The 23163-nt window shown below is 44.9% G+C and carries 22 protein-coding genes; 8 read left to right on the top strand and 14 right to left on the bottom strand.

All coding sequences use genetic code 11. The features are described from left to right. The first annotated feature begins 354 nt into the window (after window positions 1–354). Window positions 355–1410 carry an HNH endonuclease gene (locus tag AAAA78_RS03090; RefSeq protein ID WP_340590246.1) on the top strand — a complete coding sequence of 352 codons (1056 nt, stop codon included), beginning with the start codon at window positions 355–357 and terminating at the stop codon, window positions 1408–1410. 177 nt (window positions 1411–1587) lie between these two features. Here AAAA78_RS03090 and AAAA78_RS03085 read toward each other — a convergent pair whose 3' ends face one another. Beyond that, a complete protein-coding gene (locus AAAA78_RS03085) occupies window positions 1588–2373 on the bottom strand; it encodes a hypothetical protein (RefSeq protein ID WP_340590245.1) in 786 nt (261 codons plus the stop codon). Window positions 2374–2459: 86 nt separating this feature from the next. Here AAAA78_RS03085 and AAAA78_RS03080 point away from each other — a divergent pair, with 86 nt between their 5' ends. Further along, window positions 2460–3119: a hypothetical protein gene (locus AAAA78_RS03080; protein WP_295901354.1), complete on the top strand. Its 660-nt coding sequence runs from the start codon at window positions 2460–2462 to the stop codon at window positions 3117–3119. Here AAAA78_RS03080 and smpB read toward each other — a convergent pair. From smpB to pal, 6 genes are read right to left on the bottom strand one after another with little or no spacing between them, the layout of a single operon-like run. Then, complete coding sequence (smpB, locus tag AAAA78_RS03075; protein ID WP_295901356.1) at window positions 3064–3516, bottom strand: SsrA-binding protein SmpB; 453 nt, start codon at window positions 3514–3516, stop codon at window positions 3064–3066. The genes AAAA78_RS03080 and smpB overlap by 56 nt on opposite strands. Further along, window positions 3513–4340, bottom strand: a complete 828-nt coding sequence (rsmA, locus tag AAAA78_RS03070) for a 16S rRNA (adenine(1518)-N(6)/adenine(1519)-N(6))-dimethyltransferase RsmA (RefSeq protein ID WP_340590244.1) — start codon at window positions 4338–4340, stop codon at window positions 3513–3515. Before rsmA ends, smpB begins: the two co-directional genes overlap by 4 nt. Next, the gene (gene tsaD, locus AAAA78_RS03065; RefSeq protein ID WP_445291991.1) at window positions 4337–5371 is read right to left on the bottom strand and encodes a tRNA (adenosine(37)-N6)-threonylcarbamoyltransferase complex transferase subunit TsaD; all 1035 of its coding nucleotides are present in this window, start codon (window positions 5369–5371) and stop codon (window positions 4337–4339) included. The genes rsmA and tsaD overlap by 4 nt, the downstream gene beginning before the upstream one ends. 7 nt (window positions 5372–5378) lie before the next feature. Beyond that, window positions 5379–6047, bottom strand: coding sequence for a tetratricopeptide repeat protein (locus AAAA78_RS03060; protein ID WP_340590242.1), 669 nt, complete (start codon window positions 6045–6047; stop codon window positions 5379–5381). Beyond that, the gene (locus AAAA78_RS03055; RefSeq protein ID WP_340590241.1) at window positions 6044–6355 is read right to left on the bottom strand and encodes a DUF4398 domain-containing protein; all 312 of its coding nucleotides are present in this window, start codon (window positions 6353–6355) and stop codon (window positions 6044–6046) included. The genes AAAA78_RS03060 and AAAA78_RS03055 overlap by 4 nt, the downstream gene beginning before the upstream one ends. A 24-nt stretch (window positions 6356–6379) precedes the next feature. Further along, window positions 6380–6886, bottom strand: a complete 507-nt coding sequence (gene pal, locus AAAA78_RS03050) for a peptidoglycan-associated lipoprotein Pal (protein ID WP_340590240.1) — start codon at window positions 6884–6886, stop codon at window positions 6380–6382. Window positions 6887–7010: 124 nt separating this feature from the next. Here pal and AAAA78_RS03045 point away from each other — a divergent pair, with 124 nt between their 5' ends. Further along, window positions 7011–9944, top strand: coding sequence for a hypothetical protein (locus AAAA78_RS03045; RefSeq protein ID WP_340590239.1), 2934 nt, complete (start codon window positions 7011–7013; stop codon window positions 9942–9944). A 203-nt stretch (window positions 9945–10147) separates the two neighbouring features. After that, on the top strand, window positions 10148–10660 hold the full coding sequence (locus AAAA78_RS03040) for a hypothetical protein (protein WP_284604415.1): 513 nt from the start codon (window positions 10148–10150) through the stop codon (window positions 10658–10660). 43 nt (window positions 10661–10703) lie between these two features. On the opposite strand, the gene AAAA78_RS03035 is transcribed toward AAAA78_RS03040, so the two are convergent. Then, the gene (locus tag AAAA78_RS03035) at window positions 10704–11258 is read right to left on the bottom strand and encodes a DUF4423 domain-containing protein (protein WP_340590238.1); all 555 of its coding nucleotides are present in this window, start codon (window positions 11256–11258) and stop codon (window positions 10704–10706) included. 234 nt (window positions 11259–11492) lie between these two features. On the opposite strand from AAAA78_RS03035, the gene AAAA78_RS03030 reads away from it, so the two are divergent. Beyond that, the gene (locus AAAA78_RS03030) at window positions 11493–13739 is read left to right on the top strand and encodes a tail fiber domain-containing protein (RefSeq protein WP_340590237.1); all 2247 of its coding nucleotides are present in this window, start codon (window positions 11493–11495) and stop codon (window positions 13737–13739) included. A gap of 28 nt (window positions 13740–13767) precedes the next feature. Beyond that, entirely contained in the window at window positions 13768–14520 is a 753-nt protein-coding gene (locus tag AAAA78_RS03025) for a helix-turn-helix domain-containing protein (RefSeq protein WP_340590236.1), read from the top strand. Window positions 14521–14556: 36 nt separating this feature from the next. Here AAAA78_RS03025 and AAAA78_RS03020 read toward each other — a convergent pair whose 3' ends face one another. Further along, entirely contained in the window at window positions 14557–15837 is a 1281-nt protein-coding gene (locus tag AAAA78_RS03020) for a beta-sandwich domain-containing protein (protein WP_340590235.1), read from the bottom strand. Window positions 15838–15928: 91 nt separating this feature from the next. Continuing rightward, window positions 15929–17497: a L,D-transpeptidase family protein gene (locus tag AAAA78_RS03015; protein WP_340590234.1), complete on the bottom strand. Its 1569-nt coding sequence runs from the start codon at window positions 17495–17497 to the stop codon at window positions 15929–15931. A 207-nt stretch (window positions 17498–17704) separates the two neighbouring features. Between AAAA78_RS03015 and AAAA78_RS03010 the strand changes: the two genes are divergently transcribed. Then, entirely contained in the window at window positions 17705–18616 is a 912-nt protein-coding gene (locus AAAA78_RS03010; protein ID WP_340590233.1) for a S8 family serine peptidase, read from the top strand. Here AAAA78_RS03010 and AAAA78_RS03005 read toward each other — a convergent pair. From AAAA78_RS03005 to AAAA78_RS02995, 3 genes are all read right to left on the bottom strand, one after another. After that, entirely contained in the window at window positions 18613–19047 is a 435-nt protein-coding gene (locus tag AAAA78_RS03005; protein WP_340590232.1) for an SRPBCC family protein, read from the bottom strand. The genes AAAA78_RS03010 and AAAA78_RS03005 overlap by 4 nt on opposite strands. Before the next feature lie 63 nt (window positions 19048–19110). Next, window positions 19111–19335 carry a hypothetical protein gene (locus AAAA78_RS03000; RefSeq protein WP_340590231.1) on the bottom strand — a complete coding sequence of 75 codons (225 nt, stop codon included), beginning with the start codon at window positions 19333–19335 and terminating at the stop codon, window positions 19111–19113. A 21-nt stretch (window positions 19336–19356) separates the two neighbouring features. Further along, entirely contained in the window at window positions 19357–20265 is a 909-nt protein-coding gene (locus tag AAAA78_RS02995) for a DUF2802 domain-containing protein (protein WP_340590230.1), read from the bottom strand. 180 nt (window positions 20266–20445) lie between these two features. Between AAAA78_RS02995 and AAAA78_RS02990 the strand changes: the two genes are divergently transcribed. Continuing rightward, complete coding sequence (locus AAAA78_RS02990; protein WP_340590229.1) at window positions 20446–21648, top strand: hypothetical protein; 1203 nt, start codon at window positions 20446–20448, stop codon at window positions 21646–21648. 97 nt (window positions 21649–21745) lie between these two features. On the opposite strand, the gene AAAA78_RS02985 is transcribed toward AAAA78_RS02990, so the two are convergent. Next, window positions 21746–23107, bottom strand: coding sequence for a hypothetical protein (locus AAAA78_RS02985; RefSeq protein ID WP_340590228.1), 1362 nt, complete (start codon window positions 23105–23107; stop codon window positions 21746–21748). Window positions 23108–23163 lie beyond the last annotated feature (56 nt).

Here is a 23163-nt window from a genome sequence, read left to right as displayed (position 1 = left end):
GAGACAATTGCACGGTCTTCCGCCATCCATGTGCTAGCCGTTTCCCGCTCCTCCTGAGCGGGAAAGAATATTTATTTTAAATTCATAATCATTGAATGCAGAAAATGCTTGACGGTATTTCGTACTTTTTTAAATGCGTGAGGATAAACGATTATGCGAAACACACGGTGGATCTCACTTTGAATATTTTGTCTGTACCACGGAATGTTTATGAGCATTAACAGCTTACCGAAGACTCTCTGCTAATTTAGTTCGTTCTTTCAAAAAACCGCAAAAATGGAAATTTAAAACCTGTGATACAACTTTTTCCGAAAAGAAATCTACCTAAACTAGATTTGCAATGTGGGAGCAATTATGGATCTTTCAAAAGTTACTAATTCTGAATTGTTAGTTCGTTTGGAAAAACTCGTCAGAACGGAAAGGAAAATCACACACTTGATTTTATGCCACATCAACGAAGTAGAAGCTCGGAGGCTTTATGCCGAGCTAGGGTTTGATTCTATGTTTAAATACCTCACGAAGCACTTAGGTTATGGCGAAGATAGTGCCTATCGCAGATTGCAGGCCGCTCGAGTATTAAAACAAGTGCCGACAGTCGCGGAAAAGCTCGAAGAAGGTTCATTGAATTTGACTCAGCTCACCCAAGTTCAAAAGTGTATTAAGCAGGAAATCAAACTTGGCAATAAAGTTGATATTCACCAAACAACTCAAATTTTAGAAGAGATTCAAAACAAGTCCAGCTTTGAAACTCAAAAGTATTTGGCTCAGGAATTTAACCTGCCGATACAAATTCACGAAGTGATCAAACCTCAACAAGATAATAGTGTTCGTCTGGAGATAACTTTCACAGAAGACCAAATGAAAACTCTGCAACAGGCTAAAGATTTGTTGTCTCATGTTTTACCGGATGGAAATTGGGCAGAGCTAATTACCCTGCTGGCCGAAAAGCATATTCAGAAAGAAATGGGAAAAATATCGAACCAAAGGATAAAACCGCCTAAACGAATCATTGAAGCTAACGAATTGGAAAAGTCAGAAACTAAAAATTTTAATAACGCCGACATTCGTGAACTAAAGCTGTCGAACCATTCGGATGCTTTACTAGGGATTACTGGGTCCTTAACCTCAACGCACAGTTTCTTGGCTCAGCGAAAAAGAAAGAATCTCAAAGTCACTCTAAAAAGAGCGCTCTTGAAAAAAGCGAATCAACGTTGTGAATATACGCATCCTCAAAGCGGAAAGAAATGCGAAAGTACTTATCAACTTCAGATCGATCACCTTATACCATTGGCCGTTGGTGGATTGGATACCTCAGGAAACTTAAGAGTGCTGTGTCGAGCCCACAATCTTCACGCAGCTCAGCGCTGGGGATTATTGGCAATCAAAGATGGAAATGGAACTCGGACTTAAGCTATACGTGTGTTTTCCTTTCCCGCTCAGGAAGAGCGGGAAACAGCTTGCTCACGGATGGCGGAAAAACGCGCAACTGTCTCTGCGTTTATATTTAACAATTTACTATTTTACTAACCCATAAAAATCAAAGGTAACCACAAAATACCAGATTGAAGAACATAGTTTCGATCTAAGTTATTCACCAATCGTATTCGGCTCTAAAACCGTCGGATCTTTCTTACGGATCACTTCGTATTCTTGATCCAGATTCTTTTGCATGTTTTTACGTTTTTCTTCCGCTTGTTTTTTTAAGTCCGCTTGAGCTTTTTTGTTTTCTTCAAAGCGTTTTGTGTAATCGCGGTGAAGCTGGTTGAATTCATCGGTTTTTGCGCGTGTGTAGTCTTCAAAGTTTTTTCGTTTATCGCGCATATCCGCTTCAAATTCATCGCGTTTTTCTTTTTGATCGGCGTAAAAGTCTTTTCTTTTCGCTTCGATATCTTCAAAGAACTCTTTGCGTTCGTCTGAACTAGATTTTTTCTTAGCAAAATCTTTGCGGGTTTCAGCTTGTGCTTTGGTGAAGTCTTCGCGCTCTTTCTTTTGGACTTTTGAAAACTGCTCGCGCGCTTTATTCATGTCTTTGTTAAAAAGCTCTCGCTTCTTGTTCATGATGCTTGAAAACTTGCTGCGCACTTCGGAAGGGTTGCGCGAAAGATCTGACATCATTTGATCCATGAAGGCTTTTTCGTCGTTCTCTTTTTGTCTTTCAGGAGGAATGTTTTTACGAAGAGCTTCCAGAGCTTCGCGGTCGGCTTTCAAAGAATACTTATCATCGACCAAGGTCGTGTCTTCATCCGCGGCAAAAACAGGAGTGGCAAAAGCTGCTAACAAAATCAGACCTCCCACAAAGAACAACAAAGACTTTCGTCCGTATGTTTCTTGAAGGCAGGACCTTTCGACTGAAGTTACGCGTGTTAAGCTCATGAAGTTCTCCTTAGCTGTCTGGAAAAAGTCTACTTTTGAGAATAATTGGACTCTCTCGAAAACACAACCGGCCGATAAGAGACTATATGTTATATGGACGAAGAGTGATCGAACCACAACGAGTACCCCAGGGAGAAGGCTCCCGCCGATTTATTCTGAACAAAAGTTTTCAGTATAAATACTGCTGGTACATGATCACGGCGGTGGCCGGTGGTGCGATTTTATTTCTTTTGCCGGCGTTTTATTTTATCAATCAAAACTATGATCTCTTTAAGAACTTGGCTTACGATACCCACCCTCACTTGGTCGAGCATCTTGAGCGTGAAGTCACGTGGCTAAGGATTTTCTTAGGCGCAAGCTTCGTCTTTCTGACAGGTGTGACGTTGTTCTTAAGCGTTCGTATGACAAAGAATCTTTTGGCTCCGCTAGTAACGATGGAAAGACACATGCATCAATTGATGTTGGGTCAGTGGCATATTCCTGATTATCACTTGCCGGAAGAAGATGACTTTAGAGACCTTGCGATGACTTACGATTATTTCTATCGCGCTCTCAAAGCCAACACAGAGACAGAATTAAAACTTTTGGAAAAATTAAGCATCGACCCACAAAACCGTGAAGCCTATGCCGCTTGGAAACATCTTTTGGCGGAAAAGCGCGCTCGTCTTGGTATTAAAGAAGAATTTATTACTAACGAGAACGTCTTAAGCTTGAACGAATTTGATCAGAAACGTCGCGTTTCTTAATCGCTTCACGCTTGTCGTGAGTTTTCTTACCCTTCACTAAAGCAATCTCTAATTTTGCACGGCCATTCTTAAAATAAATTTTGAGTGGCACGCAAGAGTAACCTTTTTCTTTCAAAGCTCCGAAAATTTCATCAAGCTCTTTGCGATTCAGTAAAAGTTTACGAAGACGCTCTGGCGCGTGATTGTTGTAACTAGAAGCTTTGTATTCGGCGATGTGCGCATTCTGCAAAAACGCTTCGTCACCACGGAAACTGATATAAGAGTCTTTCAATTGCACGTCTTTGTTACGCAAAGACTTCACTTCGCTTCCCATAAGCTGAAGTCCCGCCTCGTAGGTTTCTACGATCGTATAATCAAAGCGGGCTTTTTTGTTCTCTTGAACAATTAAAATGCTCATGGTTCAAATCCAAAGTTCTTATAAAGACGGACAAACTGCGCAGGGCTGAGTTCTTCAGCACGAGCAGTTTCTTTAAAACCCATCTCGGCCATCCAGCCCACCAATTGCTCTTCAGTTAGCTTTTTTTGACTTAAAAGACCAGCTAAATTTTTCTTGAGGAGCTTACGGCGCTGAGCAAAGGCCGCCTTAACAAAGTTTAAGAAAGCTTTACGGTTTTGCACCGGCGACTCAATACGTGAGAACGCCAAAACACGGCTTGCCACGCGCGGAGGAGGAGAAAAATCCCGAGGTCCCGCCTCGGTCACCATTTCTGGTTTCCAGAAGGTCTGCGCAATCACGCTTAAAAGACCGTAATGCTCGGACTGCGCGGGTGCTCTGATTCTTTGCGCGACTTCTTTTTGAAACATGAGCACCATGTGCTCAACACCTTTATCTTCCAACGAGCGATCAATCACAATGCTAGAAGAAATTTGGTAAGGAAGGTTGCTCACGAAAACTAATTTTTTATCAGAGTAGAATTGGGACCAGTCCAAGCGTAAAGCATCTTCTTCAATCACTGGGATGTTTTGTTCTCTCCAATAAGCGGCAATCACACGATCTAATTCAATCAAAGTCAGCGGCACATTCATTTGGCGCAAGAAATACGTCAAAGCTCCCGGGCCGGGTCCCACTTCGACTAAAGCTTCGGGAGTAAATTCTTTGACCTTGTTGATGATGCGCTCAATGACCAAATCACTGACAAGAAAGTTTTGACCTAAAGATTTTTTAGCAAGAATCCCTAGTTCTTGAAGGGTCTGCTCTAAACGTTCACGGGATTGACTCATCTAAAATCCGTAACTAATGGCTGCGGAGAAGGTCCCAAATCCAAAGAAGAAAATTCACCAGCGTTCATTCTTAAAATACCTGCATAACCAATCATCGCCGCATTATCTGTGCAATAACGAATTGGAGGAACCACAAGGCTTAAACCTTTTTTCTGCGCCCACTCTTCTGCACGCGCACGTAAGCGAGAGTTGGCACTCACGCCTCCCGTGAGGATCACACGTTTGGCTCTATAAACTTTGGCGGCACGATCCAGTTTTGCAATGAGGACGTCAACAATAGCTTCTTGAAAAGAGGCACACAAGTCCGGCAATTGTTCTTGAACTAATTCAGGGCCTAATTGTTCGAGCATTCTTTGGCCTGATGATTTTAATCCTGAAAAACTCATATCAAAAGTTTCATCATGGATCATGCTGCGAGGAAACTCGAAAGCTTCGCGATTTCCCGTTTTTGCCATCTGATCAATGCGCACGCCCCCTGGGAAACCCAAGCCTGCCATTTTTGCGAATTTATCAAAACACTCCCCGGCCGCATCGTCTTTGGTGGCACCAAGCACGCGGTAATCACCAAGTCCTTTGATCTGATAAAGACTTGTGTGGCCTCCGCTGATGGCAAGGCCCACATAAGGATAATCAAAATCTTCGGGAGGTGCGTATTGAGAGTCTTTTAAAAAAGGCGCAAGCAAATGACCTTCCAAATGATTCACACCCAAGAAAGGAATTTTTTTAGCTTGAGCTAAGGATTTCGCCGTTACTAAACCCACAATCAAAGCCCCGATCAAACCCGGGCGGTTTGTCACGGCAATGCCCTGAATATCAGACCATTTCATATTGGCTTTTTTCAAAGCTTCTTCGATCAACGGAATTAAAGCGATGGAGTGATTGCGGGCGGCGATTTCGGGAACAATACCGCCGTACATTTCGTGTTCAAGATCTTGAGAGGCAGCCACCACAGAGTGAACCCATCCGCCGCGATCTACAATCGCTACAGAGGTGTCATCACAACTGGTTTCAATGGCTAATACTCGATCAATCACAATCTTACTTTTTTAAACCCTTCAAACGGATCTTAGCACGACGAGCTTCTTCTGACTTCGGAAATTTGCTCACAACTTCATCGTAAAAGGTTTTTGCTTCGTCTTTCATGCCCAATTCTTGGAAGGATACTCCGATTTTGTAAGTCGCATCGGCAAATTTGCCGCCTTTCGGGTTCTCATCGCGGTATTTTTGATAATTCAGGATCGCTTGTTTCCAATCCTTCTTTTCAAAATAACCTTGAGCCGCTTCGTAGATATCTTTTTTCGAAAGTTTTACAGGCACTTCCGCATGAGCCGCCTTCTGCGCTTTCACGGCTTGAAGTTCTGCATTCAAAGCCAGGATGTCTTTTTCCATTTTTGTGAGGGCTTCTTGCAAAATCATCACTTTTTGATTCAAGTCACGGTTTTGCTCTTGAGAAGATTTCAAAGCGTTTTCAACACCAGAGTTTCCTTGACCGATGCGATTTTCAACCACATCCACGCGACCATTGAGTTCACGGATGGATTCTTCGAGATCAGAAACTCTTCCCGCCGCATCCGCATTGGTTCTTTGCAAAGTAACGACTTGTTGTTGCATCACTTGGCGCTGTTCATTTTCACGAACATCGTTACGAGTTTTCAAACAACCTGTAAGGAATAATGTCGTTGCAACAAGAGCAATAGCGAACTTCATAGAACATCTCCAGTTCTTTGGCGAATCAAACGAGCGGAGTTTTCTGCTTTTTCAGCAGCAACTCGGGCACGAACAAACTGTTCTTTGGCTTTTCCAAAATCACGATCTTCAAAATAGATGCGGCCCTTGCGATAAGCCTCTTCCGCCTGATGCCAGTATCCGGGAGAGTGACGGGCCGCTTGAACAGAACGAGCCGCATCTAGTGCAGCTCGTGCGAGGGAATAATCCTCAATGGGTGCGGGAACTGTCTGACAACCAACGATCACCGTGAAAAGTAAAATTCCGATGAAAAGTCTTTGTAGTCTCATCCGCACCTTTCTTTATTTTAGAGATTACTGAGCAGGAACGAAGTTTGCGCGGCGGTTTTTCGCCCAAGCAGCTTCAGAGTCACCCATCTCAATTGGTTTTTCTTTACCGTAGCTGATCACGCTCAAACGATCTGCTGGGATACCAGAGCTGATCATGTAAGCTTTCACTGCGTTTGCGCGTCTTTCGCCCAAAGCTACGTTGTACTCAATTGTACCACGAGAATCACAGTGACCTTCAATTTGAACTTTCACACCAGGGTGAGCTTTCATCCATTGGATGTTTGTCGCAACGTCTTTTTTAGCTGCAGCATCTAGGTTTGATTTATCGTAGCCAAAGTGAACAGTCACAAGACCATCGATTTTTCCAGAGTCAGAACCCATTGGATCAAAACTAAGAGGTGCAGAGTCAATCGCTGTAGATTGTCCACCTGTCGGCATTGTTTCAATTGATTGATCTGATTGAGTTTGTTTTCCTTTGCAACCAGCAACAAGTGCGCAGGCAACAAGACCTAGAGCTAATTTACGAACCATGATGTCCTCCTATGAAGTTCCTATAGTTATCATTAACAAATAAAAACTTTAATTTATAGCGGCTCATTGTCAAACCTTAGATTTCCTAATTGATGTTGCGTTGCTGTACGGGCTAAGACGACTTATGAAAAAACATCTTGTTTATCTTCTTTGGAGCGCCATTTTTCTTTTTTCTCTCTCGGTAAAAGCACAACTCGAAGTGCCTCCCGAACTTGAATGGAAAACTCTTACGACTCCCCATTTTCAAATTATCTTTAATGCCCGGCAGCAGGACCTAGGTCTGCTTTACGCTGAAAAGCTAGAGAAAGCCTACTACGAACTTCGCTCTTACTTTCACACCCTTCCCGAAACAACAGTGGTGATTATAAATGACAAAACGGATGTCACAAATGGGTATGCGACTCGCATTCCGTATCCTCACATTATGGCGTACCCCGTTTTGCCGGGTCCGGAAGAGAGTCTTGCCGACACAGGGGATTGGGCGTTTGAGTTGTTGGCGCATGAATACACTCACATTCTCAATTTTGAACCCGCCAACGGAATCATGAAACCTTTGCGTTCCATTTTTGGAAATATCATCGCACCAAATATTCTTCTGCCGAATTGGTGGAAGGAAGGCTTGGCGGTGGAGATGGAAACACGCCTGGGAAATCACGGCCGTCTGCGTTCGTTTTATCAAGACGCCACCATCCGCGCGATGGTTGAAGACGGCACGCTTCATTCTTATGACATCGCTGAAGCCAATGAAGTGATTCCAACATGGCCCGAAGGCATGCGTCCCTACCTTTTTGGCTCTTTGATGTGGAGTCAGATGCTGGCCGACAAGGGCTCTGCTCTGGCTGGAACTCTCAATGAGCGTCACGGCGGACGAGTTCCTTATTTTATTGAAACTCCGGCGCGCGAACACATTGGGAAAAGTTATCCCAGTGAATACGAGCGCATGCTTGAGGAAACCACTCTGCGTGCACAAGAACAGATGAAAACCTTGCGGGAGGCAACAGTCACCAATGTGATTGTCCCTAAAAATGCCTTTACTTCAGTCACCGCACCTGCGATTTCTCCGGATGGAAAACACTTGGCCGTCGTAACTGAGGATGATGCGAACTCTCGCTCTGTGAAGTTGATCACCAAAGAAAACGATCAACAAAGTTTCTTGGACGCTAAAGCTGCTGACACGGTGGAAAAGTTTAATCAAACTTTTGAACCTTCCACTCCTCAAGATGGCCCTCCAACGGGAAGTATTCAGCGCATCAGTTGGTTTCCGGATTCGCAAAAAATCGTCTATGACAAAATTGATTACACCAATCGCATTGAGCGCTATGCGGATTTGCACGTGTACAATCTTACGACAAAGAAAACAGAGTCTTTAACAAAAGGCCTTCGCGCCCGTGAGCCTTCTGTTTCCCCGCAAGGCGACTTCATCACTTTTGTAAAGCTTGAGGGCGGCAAAACACATTTAGGTCTTTTAAAAATTTCTGATAAAACCACCGAAATTCTTTTCTCCGGAGAAATTCAGCAGCGTATTTCTTATCCCCTTTTCTGGGATCAAGACACGATCTTGTTCTCTTTGAGAAAAGTAGACGGCAGTGAACAGCTGCAGCGGTTCACGATTTCTTCAAAAAATTTAGAAACGATTTTTACAGATTATCCCAATGTCCGTTTTGCTAAAAAAACTTCGGAAGGTTTGATTTTTACTTCGAGCAAGAACGGCGTTTTAAATCTTTATTTAGCTGATCGTGAGCTGAAAACCGCCCGTCCGATTTCTCACACTCTCACCGCTTTTTTCACAGGCGACATCGATCCTGTTCGCAAAGAGGTTTTTGCCACTCACATGACTTCTCAAGGCCCAAAGGTCGCAGCGATCTTGCCTCAAGACTGGCAAAACACGCCTGAAGAGCTTCCTGTGATTGCTCCTTTGATGGCTGATCGTTATCAAAAGGTCAGCAAAAATGAAGAAGCTCTCGATGCGGCCCGCATGGCGATGAATCAATCCAAGATTGAAGATTATTCTCCGTACGGATATTTGTGGCCTCAGTACTGGATGCCATTTATCTCGGGTTCTTCAAGTGAAACAGGCGTTGTTTTAACTGCGCAAACTTCAGGATTTGATCCTCTAAAAAAACATTTCTACACTCTGATTGGATCTTGGGACACGGGACTGAATCGCGGAAGCCTTCAAGGAACCTACTTGAATCAAACAACGTCCCTGCCTTTTGCCGCCATTGCTTACAAAAGAAGTTCTTACCTTGGCACAACCTCCAACGAACTAAACGACTACGGGGCCGCAGCCGCCGTTCTTCCGGATGTCTTTTGGCTTTCCCGATACGCCAGTTTGCAAATCGGTTGGCAGTATTTGGAGCGCTCAACAACAAATTCAGAAACAAAGCGCACCGGTCCATTCACCATGTTTAATTACACCAATTATTCAAAATCAGGAGCGCAGATTTCCCCTGAGTCCGGCCTTGGGGCTTACCTTGGCGCTTACAATTACATTCACACAGATGGCTACTTGAACCATTCGCAATTTTTAGCGGGCGGAGAAGTTTATTTTTCTTCATTTCTTCCCAAACACAACGCCCTTATGTTGCGTGTGAACGGCGTTTATACTCCGGAAAAAATCGCGTCTATCTATGGCGTCTCCACAGAGCCTTTGGTTTTCATCCCTGACAGTCCGTTGCCTCAATATATTTTGCGCGGCTACAAACGCGGGCAGCTCTTTGGGCGTAATCTTGTGTCGGCCAATGCCGAGTACCGATTTCCAATTGCAAATATTTATGCGGGCTCAGGGACCGATCCGCTTTTCTTACGTCGATTTTCGGGAGCGATTGTCGCCGATGGAGCGGCCGCGGATGGACTTTTCGTCAATGACAAGGACTTGGTTTACGAAGTCGTAAATATGAGGCGCTCTTTCTGGAGTGCCGGGGCTGAGTTGAAGCTTGAAACCACCATCGGTTACGTGATCCCCGTCAGTATCATCTTTGGTTACTATGTCGCCTTCAATACACCGACAGGAAACGAAGGCACTTTGGGAACAACCTTACAGATCGTCGGGTTTTAACCTTTTTTGCGAGGCCGCAAGTCTTAAAGATGACGGTTGCGGCCCATCGCCCGTCCCAAGGATCCCCCTCCTGAGGGCGATGGGAGTCCCCCTTTCGCGCCGAGCCAAACTTACCAATCTTGACAAAGAGCGAGGCCCTCGAAATTATTGAAGATATCGACAACTAGCGGCGAGGACGTTGCGTTGTAGACCTGGAGGGGTTCATGGAAAAAATCAGCTGGATTAAAGAACTTGTGAAGGCTGAACAACAGATGGAAGAGTCGGGACTCGTGGACATGAGTTTCGGATTTGATTCAGAAAAAATTCTGATCAATGAAACGATTCAGTTTCTTTTGGAACTAAAGACAGAATTCGTTGATGCTTCCACTTCGTTCAATGAATTAAAACCTTCCGCACTTGGCCGTATTAAAATCTACGGTATCGCAAAAACTCACGCGGACTTCATGCTTTTCCGTAACGGCTTTAAAATGATTTTCTCATTGAAAGCTCCGGGGCAAATCAGCATCCGTTTTAATTTTATCGGAACAAACTACATTCCAACTCCGGGCTCCACAGAAGCTCAGCAAACGGCGACCAATGTGATGGACGAGCACATCGTCGAAGCAAAATGGGGCGCGTTCGGAGAACTTGTGTGGACGTACCAAGGACTCCCAGTGAAATTGGAATACATGGTTCGCCACTATCTGACTCTTTTCATTAAAGAGAGTTCAAAATAAATCCAGCGATGGAACAAGAAAAAGGCTCCAACAGGAGCCTTTTTTATTTCTCAATTCTGGAGGTCGGCACAAGCTGTATGCTTAAACAATAAGTGTCCTCGACATTTTCTTCGTGCGCGAGAGCCGCTAAGTTGAATTGAAACTGTCTTACGAGAACTCGAATCTGATCCAACTTCTTTGCGCTCACAGGGACCGTGACGGAGGTAAAGTCACATAAGTCGGTGTCGCCAGACTCTAAAATCTTCAGCGCTTCTTCCAAAGATTTTTTCGTGTCTTTAAGAAAGATCACCTGCTTATCAAAATTGATTTTGCGACGGCGGTCCATTTTGTGAACTTGTTCATTGCGCACAAGATTTAAAAAGTGCTCTTGATCTTCGCTGGTGACATCAAGTTTTTTATAAACCAGCAAAGCCATTTTTTCGCTCAGAGGAATTCGTTCATTCATGAGATCGGCAAGTCGACCACTGGAGATTCCCAGAAATTTCGCGTAGGACCTTTTTGAAAAACGCGGGTTGCGTTGCCTTCGCGACTCGTAATCGTATTTTAGAATGTCGACGGCCCTGTTGAATCTCTTCATCTGCTTAAGTAGCAAAATCATTTCCCGAGATTTTCTCAAGCACTAGTTCAAAGAAGGCACCTCAAGCCTCCTGCGAGGCAGATTAAGTCCGTTTGTCCAGAGTGTTCCAAAATGCATTTCTTTTTTGGAGCACAACTCTCGTTCAAACTTTATTGCGCTCTACAAAGTGCTCTAAAGAACTTATGCCTCTGACTTTTCAAACCGAAATAAAAAAACGGAACGTCTAACGATGAGGTTAAAGCGATGAGTCTTTTCATGAATAGGTATCGTCTTCTTGTAGCACTGCTAAGTCTCGCCTTGTCCCTTCAGCACACCGTGGCCTACGCATCACCTTCCACTCTCACGTATCAAGGTCGTATCGTTAAAGATGATGGATCTCCGCTGGAATTCGGAAGCGTGAGTTTTATTTTTAAAATCACAGACCCTTCCGGTGCCTGCATTATTTATCAAGAGCAAGTGAACGGTTATGATATGACAAATTCCAACGGTGTGTTTGACGTTCCGATCGGCAATGGCACGGTCACTTACCCGACGGATGGATCTTTAAGTCTTCTGGAAGCTTTCAACAATTCCCGTTCTTTTACTTGCAGCGGAAGTTCCACTTATGCCGCGAAAGCTGACGACGGAAGAAACTTGCGCGTGCAGTTTTTTGATGGCGTTGGTTGGAAAACGATTTCTCCTGACAACGTCATTCGCACGGTGCCTTTTGCGGGTTACGCGCTTTCTGCCCAAAAACTTGGAACTTATGCTGCAAATGATTTCCTGGTTAAAGCGGGGCTTCCGACATGTGCTTCGGGAAGTTATCTTACTTGGGACGGCAGCGCTTTAACTTGCGCGACTCCAGCGGCTCCTCCTTCAACAAATCTTTCCGGAGACGTCAGTGGCACTTTATCTGCCAACACTGTGGATAAAATCAAAGGCGTGAGTGTTAATTTTAGCTCCCTTAATTCAGGCGAAGTTCTTAAATACAATGGCAGTGCTTGGGTGAACGGAAGTCTCTCCTCATCGAGTCTTTCTGACGGTTCAAGTTTACTAAAAGCTTCTCAGATGCCGACGAACTGCTCTGCAAATCAAACACTGACGTTTTCTTCGCCCACAGGCAGTTGGACTTGCGATAACATCACTGTTACAGCCGCAAACTTTGGATCTCAGTCTGCGAATACTTTTTTAGCAGCACCTAATGGCTCCGCAGGGAATGCTTCCTTTAGAACGATCGCCGCGGCGGATTTACCTGCGGGTGTTGCCACACAGTGGACAACATCTTCATCCAATATCTATTATAACAGTGGAAATGTTGGTATTGGCACAAACTCCCCGACTGCCAAACTGGAAGTGGCGGGAACTGTTTATTCCACAACAGGCGGATTTAAATTCCCTGATGGCACGATACAAACAACGGCGAGTACAAGTTCTTACGTCACCGTCGGCACCTTTGATGGATACAGTCGCAATGTCTTTGTCGGCGCGGGCCACAGCAATGGCACCGCGACCGGATCTTCCAACGAAGCCTATGGAGATAGCAGTTTAAACTCACTGACAACAGGTTACCGCAATATTGCTATCGGCATTAACGCTCTGGATAGTGTCACTTCGGGCACACAAAATATTGGTATTGGTGAGCACGCCGGTGATAACGCGAAGACAGGTTCAAATAATATAGCCATTGGCCATCACACCTCTTTTGCTTCAGCGACCGGAAGCAATCAACTGAACATTGGAAATTGGATTTACGGAACCAATGGAGATATTGGAATTGGAAATTCCAGTCCCACACAAATCCTTGAGGTCAGTTCATCGGCAAAAGTGCCGTTGATCACCTCAACAGGCGGCTACGGAGGAGATTACGTCGGAGGCGGATTCCTTGCGCAAGGAATGCCGAGAGCCAATGGATACTTCGCTTTCAATACCGCCCATGAATGGTTTGCGGGGATTCCTTATGGTGGTGATGGTTATGCCATCAACTACAAACCAACATCGTCTCACTCTAACTCCACATCGGATATCACGGGCATTGGTGGCAACTTGAATTATTTTTATATCTCAACGAATGGCAAAGTAGGTATTGGTACAACGTCTCCGAATTACAACTTGCACGTCATCGGAAATGCCGGATTAAGCACGGGAACATCTTGGACGAATGCCTCAGATATTCGCTTAAAAGACATCCAAGGTGACTATGAATACGGCCTTAAAGAAGTTTTGCAGCTTCACACCGTGAGATATAACTATAAAAAAGGAAATCCATTGGGACTTCCTTCGGACTACTCAAAAACAGGTTTCATCGCGCAAGAGGTTCAAAAAGTCATTCCTGATGCTGTCAGCGTAAGGGATGACGGCTACCTCGAACTCAATGTGGATCCCATCCATTGGGCGGTTGTCAATGCTGTGCAAGATCTCAATAAAGAAATCACGCGTCTGAATACCGAGAATCAAGAACTTCGCCAACGACTCGATCAGCAAGAAAAAGAATTGGTAGCCATCAAAGCCAAGCTGGGTCTTTAATAGAAAGAAACCGCTGGGGATGGTCCGCATGAATGAAAAAGAAAAAAGCCAAGCGTCTCCGATGCTTCACGCTCTTCGGGGTCTAGTGAAAAGTTCCGACATCACATATGAAGATCTTGGAAAGAAAATGGGACTGAGTCCTGACACCATCAAACGTCTTTTGAATGGTCGCATTCCTATTACTCTGCAAAGAATTTCTGAAATATGCGACATCTTAGAGATCGACTTGTACGAACTCGCCCGCCTTTCAAAATTTGGCAGCAAAGGACCGACGACGTTTTTAACGCTGGAGCAGGAAAAAGCCCTGGCGTCTGACGATGAACTCTTTGCGGTTTTTTATTTGGCCGTGATGGGATTTTCTTTTGATGAAATTTCCAAAAAATTTAAATTCAGCCAGGAAAAAATCCTCAAAATTGCGCTTGAGCTTGAATCATTTGGTATTTTGGAACTTCATCCGAAAAATAAATTAAAGATGATGGTCTATCGCAAAGTCCGTTGGAACATGAATGGTCCGCTTCACAAAAAATACATGGTGCCAATGACCGTGGATTTCGCGGCAGATGTTTACCAAACACCGGAATCCTTTAAATTCTTTTTCAACTGTCCTCTATCATCGGATTCCCAGGAAATTGTCTTGCGCAAATTAAAAGAACTCGGACGCGAGATTGAACACATGTCCGAAATGGATCTCAATATTCACGGTGCGATGGATTCAAATATCAATATTCTGATCGGCGCAAAAACCTGGATGCCCGAAGTCGTTCGCAAACTGATGAAATAAAAAAGGCTCTCTTGCGAGAGCCTTTTTCGTTCAAGCCTATTTAAAGATCGGCAGATACAAGTTTTGATCTGACAAGATCGCCAAGTAGCGACCCGCCACAACTTGTGGGAAGTCGGCGTTGGCGTTGTACTTAGCTTGATACTCTACGATCAGTTGATATCTTTGTTCGATATCCATGAGTTTCACTTCTTTTTGCAGGGCTTGTTCAGCCACCACAAATGCGTAAGCGCTCATATCACGATGAGTGGTTTTTAAGAACGCATCATCTTTAGCACCGACATAAAGTTTGTAGTAGTTTGTGCCTTCTGTATCAGCTTGGCGGAAGTTCCAGTTCGCAGCAGAAATTTCTTTGCGATATTGTCCAGGAATCATGTCACGCACCTTCGTCATGATAGAAATATAAAGAGGACGCGCACGGCTTCCTTCTGTCATAGAAAGCTGTTTCTTATTTAGATCCAACGCGATTTGGATTAACGAATCACTTGGAAAACGACGGCATGGCAATTCGTTTTGGATCGCCAACTGTAGAACGTCATAGGTCGCCGTTAACAATGTTTTATAAGCGGGTTCAGAAACGCCGCCTGATCTCACAGCATTGTATTGATCTGCAAAGAAATTCAATAGTGTTAAAAGATAAGTTGTCGACGTATAAGCACCACCCATGCGCAATGTTGCAATGTAGTCGTTCACTTGATCTTTCAATTGATTGCCTGCGAATTTTTCTTGTACTGACCCAGGAGCCGCGGCTTCCGCACGAGACACCCAAAGCTGAACCGGCTCTAGCTTATCTTTAAGAAGAGCGTCGATATTTTTCTTACACGAAAACTCCGGCACACGACTGCCCAAAGAAAGTTTCGGCGCTTCCTTTGTCGAGAACGCTTTGATTTCCAAAGTCGCTTCCCCGCCCATCGCTTCGGCAAGAACTTCAATGGCTGCAATGCCTGTCGGAATATTCAGCGCCTCCGAACTGATCGCAGGACTTGGCTCATCAACAAGAACTCCTGCTAATTGGCGCACAGGAATTTTATCACCTTTATCAGTTACAACAGTTGTCGAATAGATCTTAAGACGACCCATTTTTGATTTTGCTTCAAGGCGCACCAACGGCAAAGCACGAGCAAGATCCAGACGGTAAATCTCTCCTCCCACTTGGCGCGTGACCTGGTCAATACGACCGACGCCTTCATACTGAGCCTGTCCCGGCGGAGGAGACGGTTGTACCGGAGGAGCCGGTGGCTTCGGTAATTCCGCCGCAAACGCTACTTGTGCGCCCATGAGAACTGCGATGAGAACTTTCTGAAAAAAATGAAGAGACATTTTGTGAACCCCTTTCTTAGTTTAATCATTCGAACTCGTGTTAAAATTTGTATTGGACTCGCTGAGCTTTCGCAATTTACGAATTCGTCACCTAGAAGGAGTTTGTTAAATTGCGTCGGACCGCCGCGTTCTGTCCGTAAATATCGTCAACAAAGCGAACAACTCCGTCTGAACTGATCGTCGACGTCAAATACGCCGTGTAGACAGGTGTGATCTTGGCTTTGGGAATTGGCAGCTCTGTGGACTTCGTAAGAACTTCTCCTGGGCGCGCCATCACCGCCTGAATCGTTGCGCGATCCCAAGGCGTGTCTTCAAGAAGAAACTCTGCCAGATCCAATGGTTTTTCGAGACGAATACATCCGGAACTTACTTGGCGCATCGGCGTATCAAAAAGTTCGCGCTGATTTGTATCGTGCAAATAAATCGCAAACGAATTTGTTAAATCAAACTTCAAAACTCCTAACGCATTCCCCAAATGTGGCAATTGTCGGATTTGAATATCAGGAGGAACGCGTCCTTCACTAATGCCCATCCAATCCACAGTCGTTGGATCAATTTTGCGGCGGAAACTACTGTCCCACACTTCGTAATTATGTGATGTGAAATATTCTGCTACTTGCGCTTTGGAGAGCTTTTTCAGGTCGTTGACCTTGTCTTCACTAAATATCGTTGGTGGCACAACCCAGAATGGATTGATAATCACACGCACAACCTCATCTCGCATCGTTGGAGATTTGCGTGCAGGGCGACCATTCACCGTTCTGAAGCTCATCATACGTGGCCATTCATTGGTGCGATCGACGAGCATAAAATAAGACATCGCCAAGTTCACAAAGATATAACGATTTTCAAAATATTGCGGGAACCAGCGCATTTTCTCCATATCCACCTGCAACTGGCGCACGCGATCCATACAAGAGACGTTGAGAAACGCCCACACTTTTCCATTCGGAGAGATTTCGCCGTCAGGATTGATACGCATATTCCATTGAATGTCGCTGATAGCACTCAACATGTCTCCATCAAAGGCATCATCCATTTTGCTAATGCGATAACCTAGAACAACCAGGCGTTGTTTGATATCGACGACGGTTTTGTGACGTGAGTAAAGACGGATCGGCGTAGTTAATGGTGTGATAGGCTGCCACGAACCGTCCCGACAAGCAGAATAGATCTTCTCAAAGGCCTCTTTCACCGCCAGATACGGAGCATTTTGCGGAGCCACCATGTCCGCTAAGGCGGCACTTCTTCTTCCTGCAGTGACAAACAAAGTCATCAACTGTTGCGGTGACAAAAAATCTTTGCGAATGAATTTGACGTCTCTTCCGACGCTTTGCGGATCTACACTGCCCCGATGCAAATCATTGAGCATCTTTAAATACGCTTGATCGGCAAGTGGTTTTAACGTGCGCGAAAGATTTCCTCCAGTGACGTAGATGTTCTCTAAGCGTTCTGTCCAGTACGCTTGAGGATTTAAACCGTGGCGCCAAACATTCATTATAGCGTTTCTCATGTCCAAAATATCAATCTGCGATAACACGTTGGAGTAATCAGCTTTATTTCCCGACGAAGCGTTTGTTCTCATTTGAGCCCAACCGTTCACAACGTAAAGCTGAGACACGAGAGACACAAGAACCATAAAACGTACAACTTTGATCATGGCATTCTCCTAAAAGTCATTTTTAAGATGTGCCTGAATTCTCAAATGCGAGAGTAATTTTCCGGAAGGAAAAAACAAGTTCCTGCCTAAAATCAGATGTGGTTTGTTTCGGGGTCCGGTGGCAAGAGTATTGACAGTCCTGTCTTTATTTCACGGGGTTTCGTTTTTTCCCTCTGTACAAAACATCGAGGCTATAAACAGTGTCTTATGCGTAGTTTGTTATTTGTTTTTACATTCTTAGCGTTTGCCAGTGTGTCTTTTGCCTCGAGTGAAAACCTCTCATGGCCTGTGAAAGATCCCGAAAATCTTCGCCTTAAAAAACTGATTTCCTTAGATCACGAAAATCTTCCTGTTTCCGGAAAAGACGTGGTCGTTGCGGTGATTGATACGGGAGCTTCCGCTATCACGAAACCTTTAGCCAAGCACTTGGTTCCCGGTTGGAATTTTATCGATGACAATGCTTCGACGATGGATCTTGACGGCCACGGAACTCCTGTCGCAGGAATTGTGACCTTGATTGCTCCTTCCGTTAAAATCATGCCTTTGTTGGTGATAAAGGAATATGGTTCTCAAGATGACATCGTCGATGCCACGGTTTACGCAATCAAACACAACGTCCCTGTGATCAATCTTTCAGTGACGTTCACGGAAGAGATGTTAAGACGCGTGCGTGATACTGTCGGTGCTGAAAGTTTTAAGAAAAGTCTTTTGGTTTTAGCTTCCGGAAACTCCGGGGAACGTTACCCGAGTTTACAAGAAAGATGGCCCAACGTGATTGTTGTCGGCACCATCGGTCTGGATCTTCCGATTCATTCTACTTCGTACTCCGTTTACGGTCCTGATGTGGATATCGCAGCACCGTCGGGAGATGCCGAAGATGGCATTGCCACCTACAGCCCTTTTTCAACTTCTTTGCATCCTTTCAATGGAACTTCGGGAGCGGCTCCCGTCGTTGCCGGAGCTGCCGCTTTACTAAAAGAAAAATTCCCGAAGGCACAAGGTGCCGATCTTAAGAAAATGCTGATAACAAAGACCTGCCACTCTAAAGAAATCAATGTTTTTGAAGGGCGTCTTTTGAATATTGGTCGTCTCTTCGATAAAGCCTACAAATGTTTTTAAGGACTGAGATCAATAAAAGATTTTAATTCTTTGAGATGAATTGCCCACGCTGTCTCAAAATCTTTGATCACGTTTTCGCGTTTATCTTCGGGAAGATGCTCCCATCCGTCATGCGTGACAGTAAGCACGCGTTCTTCACCATTATCATCAATCTTGAAAGAGCACTCCGTTTCCCACTCAACGGGCCAGTCTTTCTCGTGCCAGGTGAATTTAAGTTCTTCTTTTTCGCGGGCCTCCAGAATTTTTCCTGTAGCCACTTGCGCGACGCCTTCGCTATCCACCCAAGGTTCCTTAAAAAGTCCGCCGATTTCAGGCTCGATAACGACGCCGTCATTCCACCACTCTGAAAGCTCCTCAGGAGTCGTTAAAGCCTCCCAGATTTTCGAAGGTTCTGCATGCAAAGTTATGGATTTCTGAATGACTTCACTCATACGCCACCGCCTTGATGAGGTTGTCTTCAGAATAAGAGAATGCGCTTAAAGGGAATAGATAATTTAGACGACCCGTTCAAATTTCAAATTACGGGGATCGAAAATGTGAAATTGCAGTGGGTTGACGCTCTTCACTTGCAGGCGAATCGGGTCCCCTTTTTTAAAAAGATGTCCTGTATGATTGGCAACTAACAAAAGCTCTCCTTGAAAATTGCAGAGAGCTTCTGAAGGTGACGCGGCTTCCTCCACCACGGCGAGAAGGATTTGACCTTTCTCAAGAGATTTCAAAAATGCTCTTGAAGCCAAGGTCTATCCCAAATCTTTCGCCATATCGATGCGGCGGAATTCCACCGGACGAATCACAGCTTCTTTATTTGTATTGATGGGTTTTGCAGTCACCACTGGAGCCGCCGTCGGTGCTGCAGGAATTGGTTTTTCACCCAAGAAGTTTTGCGCGATATTTTGAGTGACGTTGAACAACGCAGAAACGTTGTTTGCCGTTTGTTGAGCGGCGTCTTCTTGTTGTTTTACTTCTTGGCAAGCGGCTTTGAAAGCTTCGCCTAGTTTTTTCAGCGCATCTTGATCTGCTTTGGGAACTTCGAAAACATTACTCATGTCTTGCGGAGCCTCTCTTTGCAGTGGAGTCATAAAGCTAATGTTATCGACATCGCTTAAATCAGATGCGGATTCGACTTGCGCTTCTTCTTGCACCCACTCTGGAAGACTTTCTTCACAGAACATCAACTGATCGCGATTCACTTTCGCGATAAATTCAATCTCGCCCATGGAAAGATCCACTTGTTGTGCGATTTCTTCTGCACTCAAACCTTGATGGGCTAAGCGCGCGGCCTTCACATACTTAATTGTATTCTGGCGTTCAAGAATTTCAGTATGCGGGATACGGTCTTGGAAAATCTTGGCGACTTCCAAACTTTTTTGCATGCTCTGTTCAATTTTTGCGAGCTGCTTATCCGAAGCTTGAATTTTTGTTTGAATGTCTTTGACCTTCGATTCAAGCAAAGCCGTCAGTTGGTTCACCTGAGTTTCCGTGCGATCTGAGAGATCTTCAAGAACGGCAATCTTGCTTTGCAAAAGCTGCAAGCCTTTGCTCAAACGAGGATCATCTTTGGGAGGACGATTAAGGCGAACCCACATCCCTACAACGCCTGCTAAAAGAATCAAATTCACTAGAACTTGTAGTAAGAACCAAAAGCTCACCCGGCCTCCTCGCCTAATATGATTTAATTCTAAACTGCCGAAGGTCTGTCTCACAATGAGACCTAGGTCTTAAAATGCCGGGAATGCCTGTATTTACGGGTGTTTCAAATCAGGACTAGACCCCGGACCGCTTTGGTACACAAAAAACGGTGTGCTATCCTGCATGAAAGGGGAGTGTGTATGTTCCGTGCATCAGTATTGGCGATGGTGTTGTTGTTGTCTGCCTGCGGGCCTGTGAAGTTTTCAGCATCATCAGAAGAAGACGTCAAAGTCGATCCGGAATCAACCCCTACTCCTACTCCCACAACGACTCCACCGACAAGTTTGCGTGACGTTCACTACAATAATACGGTGACGGCGACGAACAATAAGCTTGATATCGTTCTTGTGGTGGATGATTCCAACTCCATGTTGCCTGATAACCAAAAGCTTGCGGCGAATCTTGCTGGGTTTGTGACGAAGCTTCAAAATTCAAATATTGATTGGCAGATGTGTGCGACGGTGACGCGTGAACTTCCAATTACAAAAGATACGACTGCTTGGGGCGCCTCAATTTACTGGCAGCAATCGTCGACTCCGTCCTCAAGCTTAGGAATTGTTCTTAAAAAAGGAACTGCGAATCTTTCCTCGATTTTTACAAACACCATCAACTATATCAATGCAGGTTGGATCGGCTCTGATGATGAACGCGCCATCAAAGCAGCTTACCGTCACGTCTACAATGGTGACCTCCGTTACAATCCAAATAGCGGCTGTTATCGTCCAGACTCTGCGATCGCCTACATCATTATCTCTGACGAAGACGAAAGAAGTATCGGCGGTGATGCTTCTCAACAGGTTTACTCTGGCGAGCTTAAACCTCTTGAAAATGAAGACAAACCGGATGTATTTGTGAATTACGTAAAAGACACATTCGGAGCCACTCGCCGCTTTACTGTGAACTCCATCATTGTGAAACCGGGCGATACATCTTGTAAATCAGCCCAAGACAGCGGCGGTTACAAAAGCCATTACGGATTTAAATACGCCGAACTTTCAAACCTCACAGGTGGTGGTGTTGGAAGTATCTGTGATTCTGACTTTTCTGCGAACATGAACTTGTTCTTTGACCGTATTCAAGATTCTTTGAGTTCTGTTCCGTTGGAGTGCGCTCCCTATAACGGAAACCTCACTGTGACGATCACGCCGACAATTGGTGTTGTGCAGTCTCGTATTGAGGGTATGAACTTGGTCTTCGATACGCCGGTTCCAGCGGGCCGTACAATCGATATTCAATATCAGTGTGCTGATGATCGCGCGCCAAGCTCAGTGGACAAAGCCACTCCTCTGAAAGAGGAAGGTTTCTTTGCCCGTATCTTCGCATTCTTCAGAAATCTATTCTAAGATAAAGATTAAAAATAAAAAAGGCGAACACTCGGTTCGCCTTTTTTATTTGTTCCGGGCCTTAGCCCTCAACCCTTATCGGAATTGTACAAACCAATTAGTTTGCGGAATTAAAGAATCCATAAGACTGACGAGGCGCAATTTCATAGATTTGGCCGTCGATCGCCGTTTGGATCGCTGTTGTTTTCGGTCCATCGATTTGGAACAAGTGACCGTCGTAAGTCAAACCCACAACGATATTGCCCACTTTGTGGATGCGTTTGAAGTTCTTATCAAGCTTCATAGAAGAAGCGCGTAGGAACGGTCTGAAAGACTCTGTGCAACCGAATTCGTAAACGTTGCCATCGTCCGCCATCAAGTAATTCAAACGAGACGTACGGTCGTAACCATTCACGTACAAGATGCCAACGGCTTTTGCGCCATTCATTGGAAGCTCATTCACAGTCGCCGCGCGCGGATCACATGTGAACTTCACTTTATCAGCGTAAACTTTCGCCATCCATTGAGCACCGATGTGCAAGTCAACAAGCTCTGCTCTTTGTGCCGGAGTTTGTGAGTTGTACTCAATCGCCGCTTCCCCTGCCGCTTGAGAAATCTTGCCTTCATTTTTAGTGAAGAGATATTCCGCAGGAAGATTTTTATCTTCAGGGAACAAGATCAAGTGCTGAGCACGAGACACAATGTGACCCAAAGCTGGAGTGCTACCCAAAGTTTCTACACGGTTGCTCTTTGTCACATCCAAAGAGAAGAAACCTTTTGTGTTGCTCATCAAAAGAAGCTCATCCTGACGGTCTACACGTGCCGGAGTTTCAAACGCTTCATCCGCATAAGTCACAGCCGACGCCAAAGAGTAAGCTTTCAACGCCGGATGAAGATCTGTCGCGTATTTCGCAAGCTGAGCGTAAGTTTCAACAGTCACCGCATAAGAGCCACCGTCAGAAATACGCACGTCGCAAGCGCCTTGCAAACCTTTGCGGGCACCACGAGAGCATGTTGTGTGAGGATAACCGTCAATGTGACGAGCTTCGTGCATGAACACGCTCGCACGATCCAAAGCCGAGAAGGCATCCGTCAACATCATTGGGCAGATGTACATGGTGTTACCAAAACCGTAAACGTAAGCGCCTACACCTTTTGGACAGCTGCTTTGTACATCAAGATCATCGATACGACCGATGAAGTAGTTGTACCAGCTTTGTGAGAAACGGCCTGAGAAAAGTTCATCGGAGCTTTTTGGCATATCGGCTTCGAAAGCCGTTTTTCTCATGAACATGATTGTGGCAATCAAGTTCGAAGTTTGTGAACCATCAAAACAGAAATCTTTGTTTGCAAGGTTTCTGAATTGTGTGAAGTGAGAAGCGATCTCTGACATTTCTGCTTTAGAAACGCAGTCCGCTGCAAGAGCCGTGGAACCTGTGAAGCCCACGATAAAGCTTAATAGCAAAACCAGTCTTTTCATAATTTCCCCTCTGTTATGAAAACTTGCAGGGGATCTTAGTCAAAAGATTCAAAAGA

This window comes from Bdellovibrio sp. BCCA, assembly GCF_037996825.1.
GTDB lineage: Bacteria > Bdellovibrionota > Bdellovibrionia > Bdellovibrionales > Bdellovibrionaceae > Bdellovibrio.
This window is presented reverse-complemented; position numbering and strand designations above follow the sequence as displayed.

What these genes read in the sequence shown, in the direction of transcription:
- AAAA78_RS03090 (WP_340590246.1), top strand. Translation starts at nt 355, where the DNA reads ATGGATCTTTCAAAAGTTACTAATTCTGAATTGTTAGTTCGTTTGGAA.
- AAAA78_RS03085 (WP_340590245.1), bottom strand. Translation starts at nt 2,373, where the DNA reads ATGAGCTTAACACGCGTAACTTCAGTCGAAAGGTCCTGCCTTCAAGAA.
- AAAA78_RS03080 (WP_295901354.1), top strand. Translation starts at nt 2,460, where the DNA reads ATGTTATATGGACGAAGAGTGATCGAACCACAACGAGTACCCCAGGGA.
- smpB (WP_295901356.1), bottom strand. Translation starts at nt 3,516, where the DNA reads ATGAGCATTTTAATTGTTCAAGAGAACAAAAAAGCCCGCTTTGATTAT.
- rsmA (WP_340590244.1), bottom strand. Translation starts at nt 4,340, where the DNA reads ATGAGTCAATCCCGTGAACGTTTAGAGCAGACCCTTCAAGAACTAGGG.
- AAAA78_RS03060 (WP_340590242.1), bottom strand. Translation starts at nt 6,047, where the DNA reads ATGAAGTTCGCTATTGCTCTTGTTGCAACGACATTATTCCTTACAGGT.
- AAAA78_RS03055 (WP_340590241.1), bottom strand. Translation starts at nt 6,355, where the DNA reads ATGAGACTACAAAGACTTTTCATCGGAATTTTACTTTTCACGGTGATC.
- pal (WP_340590240.1), bottom strand. Translation starts at nt 6,886, where the DNA reads ATGGTTCGTAAATTAGCTCTAGGTCTTGTTGCCTGCGCACTTGTTGCT.
- AAAA78_RS03045 (WP_340590239.1), top strand. Translation starts at nt 7,011, where the DNA reads ATGAAAAAACATCTTGTTTATCTTCTTTGGAGCGCCATTTTTCTTTTT.
- AAAA78_RS03040 (WP_284604415.1), top strand. Translation starts at nt 10,148, where the DNA reads ATGGAAAAAATCAGCTGGATTAAAGAACTTGTGAAGGCTGAACAACAG.
- AAAA78_RS03035 (WP_340590238.1), bottom strand. Translation starts at nt 11,258, where the DNA reads ATGATTTTGCTACTTAAGCAGATGAAGAGATTCAACAGGGCCGTCGAC.
- AAAA78_RS03030 (WP_340590237.1), top strand. Translation starts at nt 11,493, where the DNA reads ATGAATAGGTATCGTCTTCTTGTAGCACTGCTAAGTCTCGCCTTGTCC.
- AAAA78_RS03025 (WP_340590236.1), top strand. Translation starts at nt 13,768, where the DNA reads ATGAATGAAAAAGAAAAAAGCCAAGCGTCTCCGATGCTTCACGCTCTT.
- AAAA78_RS03020 (WP_340590235.1), bottom strand. Translation starts at nt 15,837, where the DNA reads ATGTCTCTTCATTTTTTTCAGAAAGTTCTCATCGCAGTTCTCATGGGC.
- AAAA78_RS03015 (WP_340590234.1), bottom strand. Translation starts at nt 17,497, where the DNA reads ATGATCAAAGTTGTACGTTTTATGGTTCTTGTGTCTCTCGTGTCTCAG.
- AAAA78_RS03010 (WP_340590233.1), top strand. Translation starts at nt 17,705, where the DNA reads ATGCGTAGTTTGTTATTTGTTTTTACATTCTTAGCGTTTGCCAGTGTG.
- AAAA78_RS03005 (WP_340590232.1), bottom strand. Translation starts at nt 19,047, where the DNA reads ATGAGTGAAGTCATTCAGAAATCCATAACTTTGCATGCAGAACCTTCG.
- AAAA78_RS02990 (WP_340590229.1), top strand. Translation starts at nt 20,446, where the DNA reads ATGTTCCGTGCATCAGTATTGGCGATGGTGTTGTTGTTGTCTGCCTGC.
- AAAA78_RS02985 (WP_340590228.1), bottom strand. Translation starts at nt 23,107, where the DNA reads ATGAAAAGACTGGTTTTGCTATTAAGCTTTATCGTGGGCTTCACAGGT.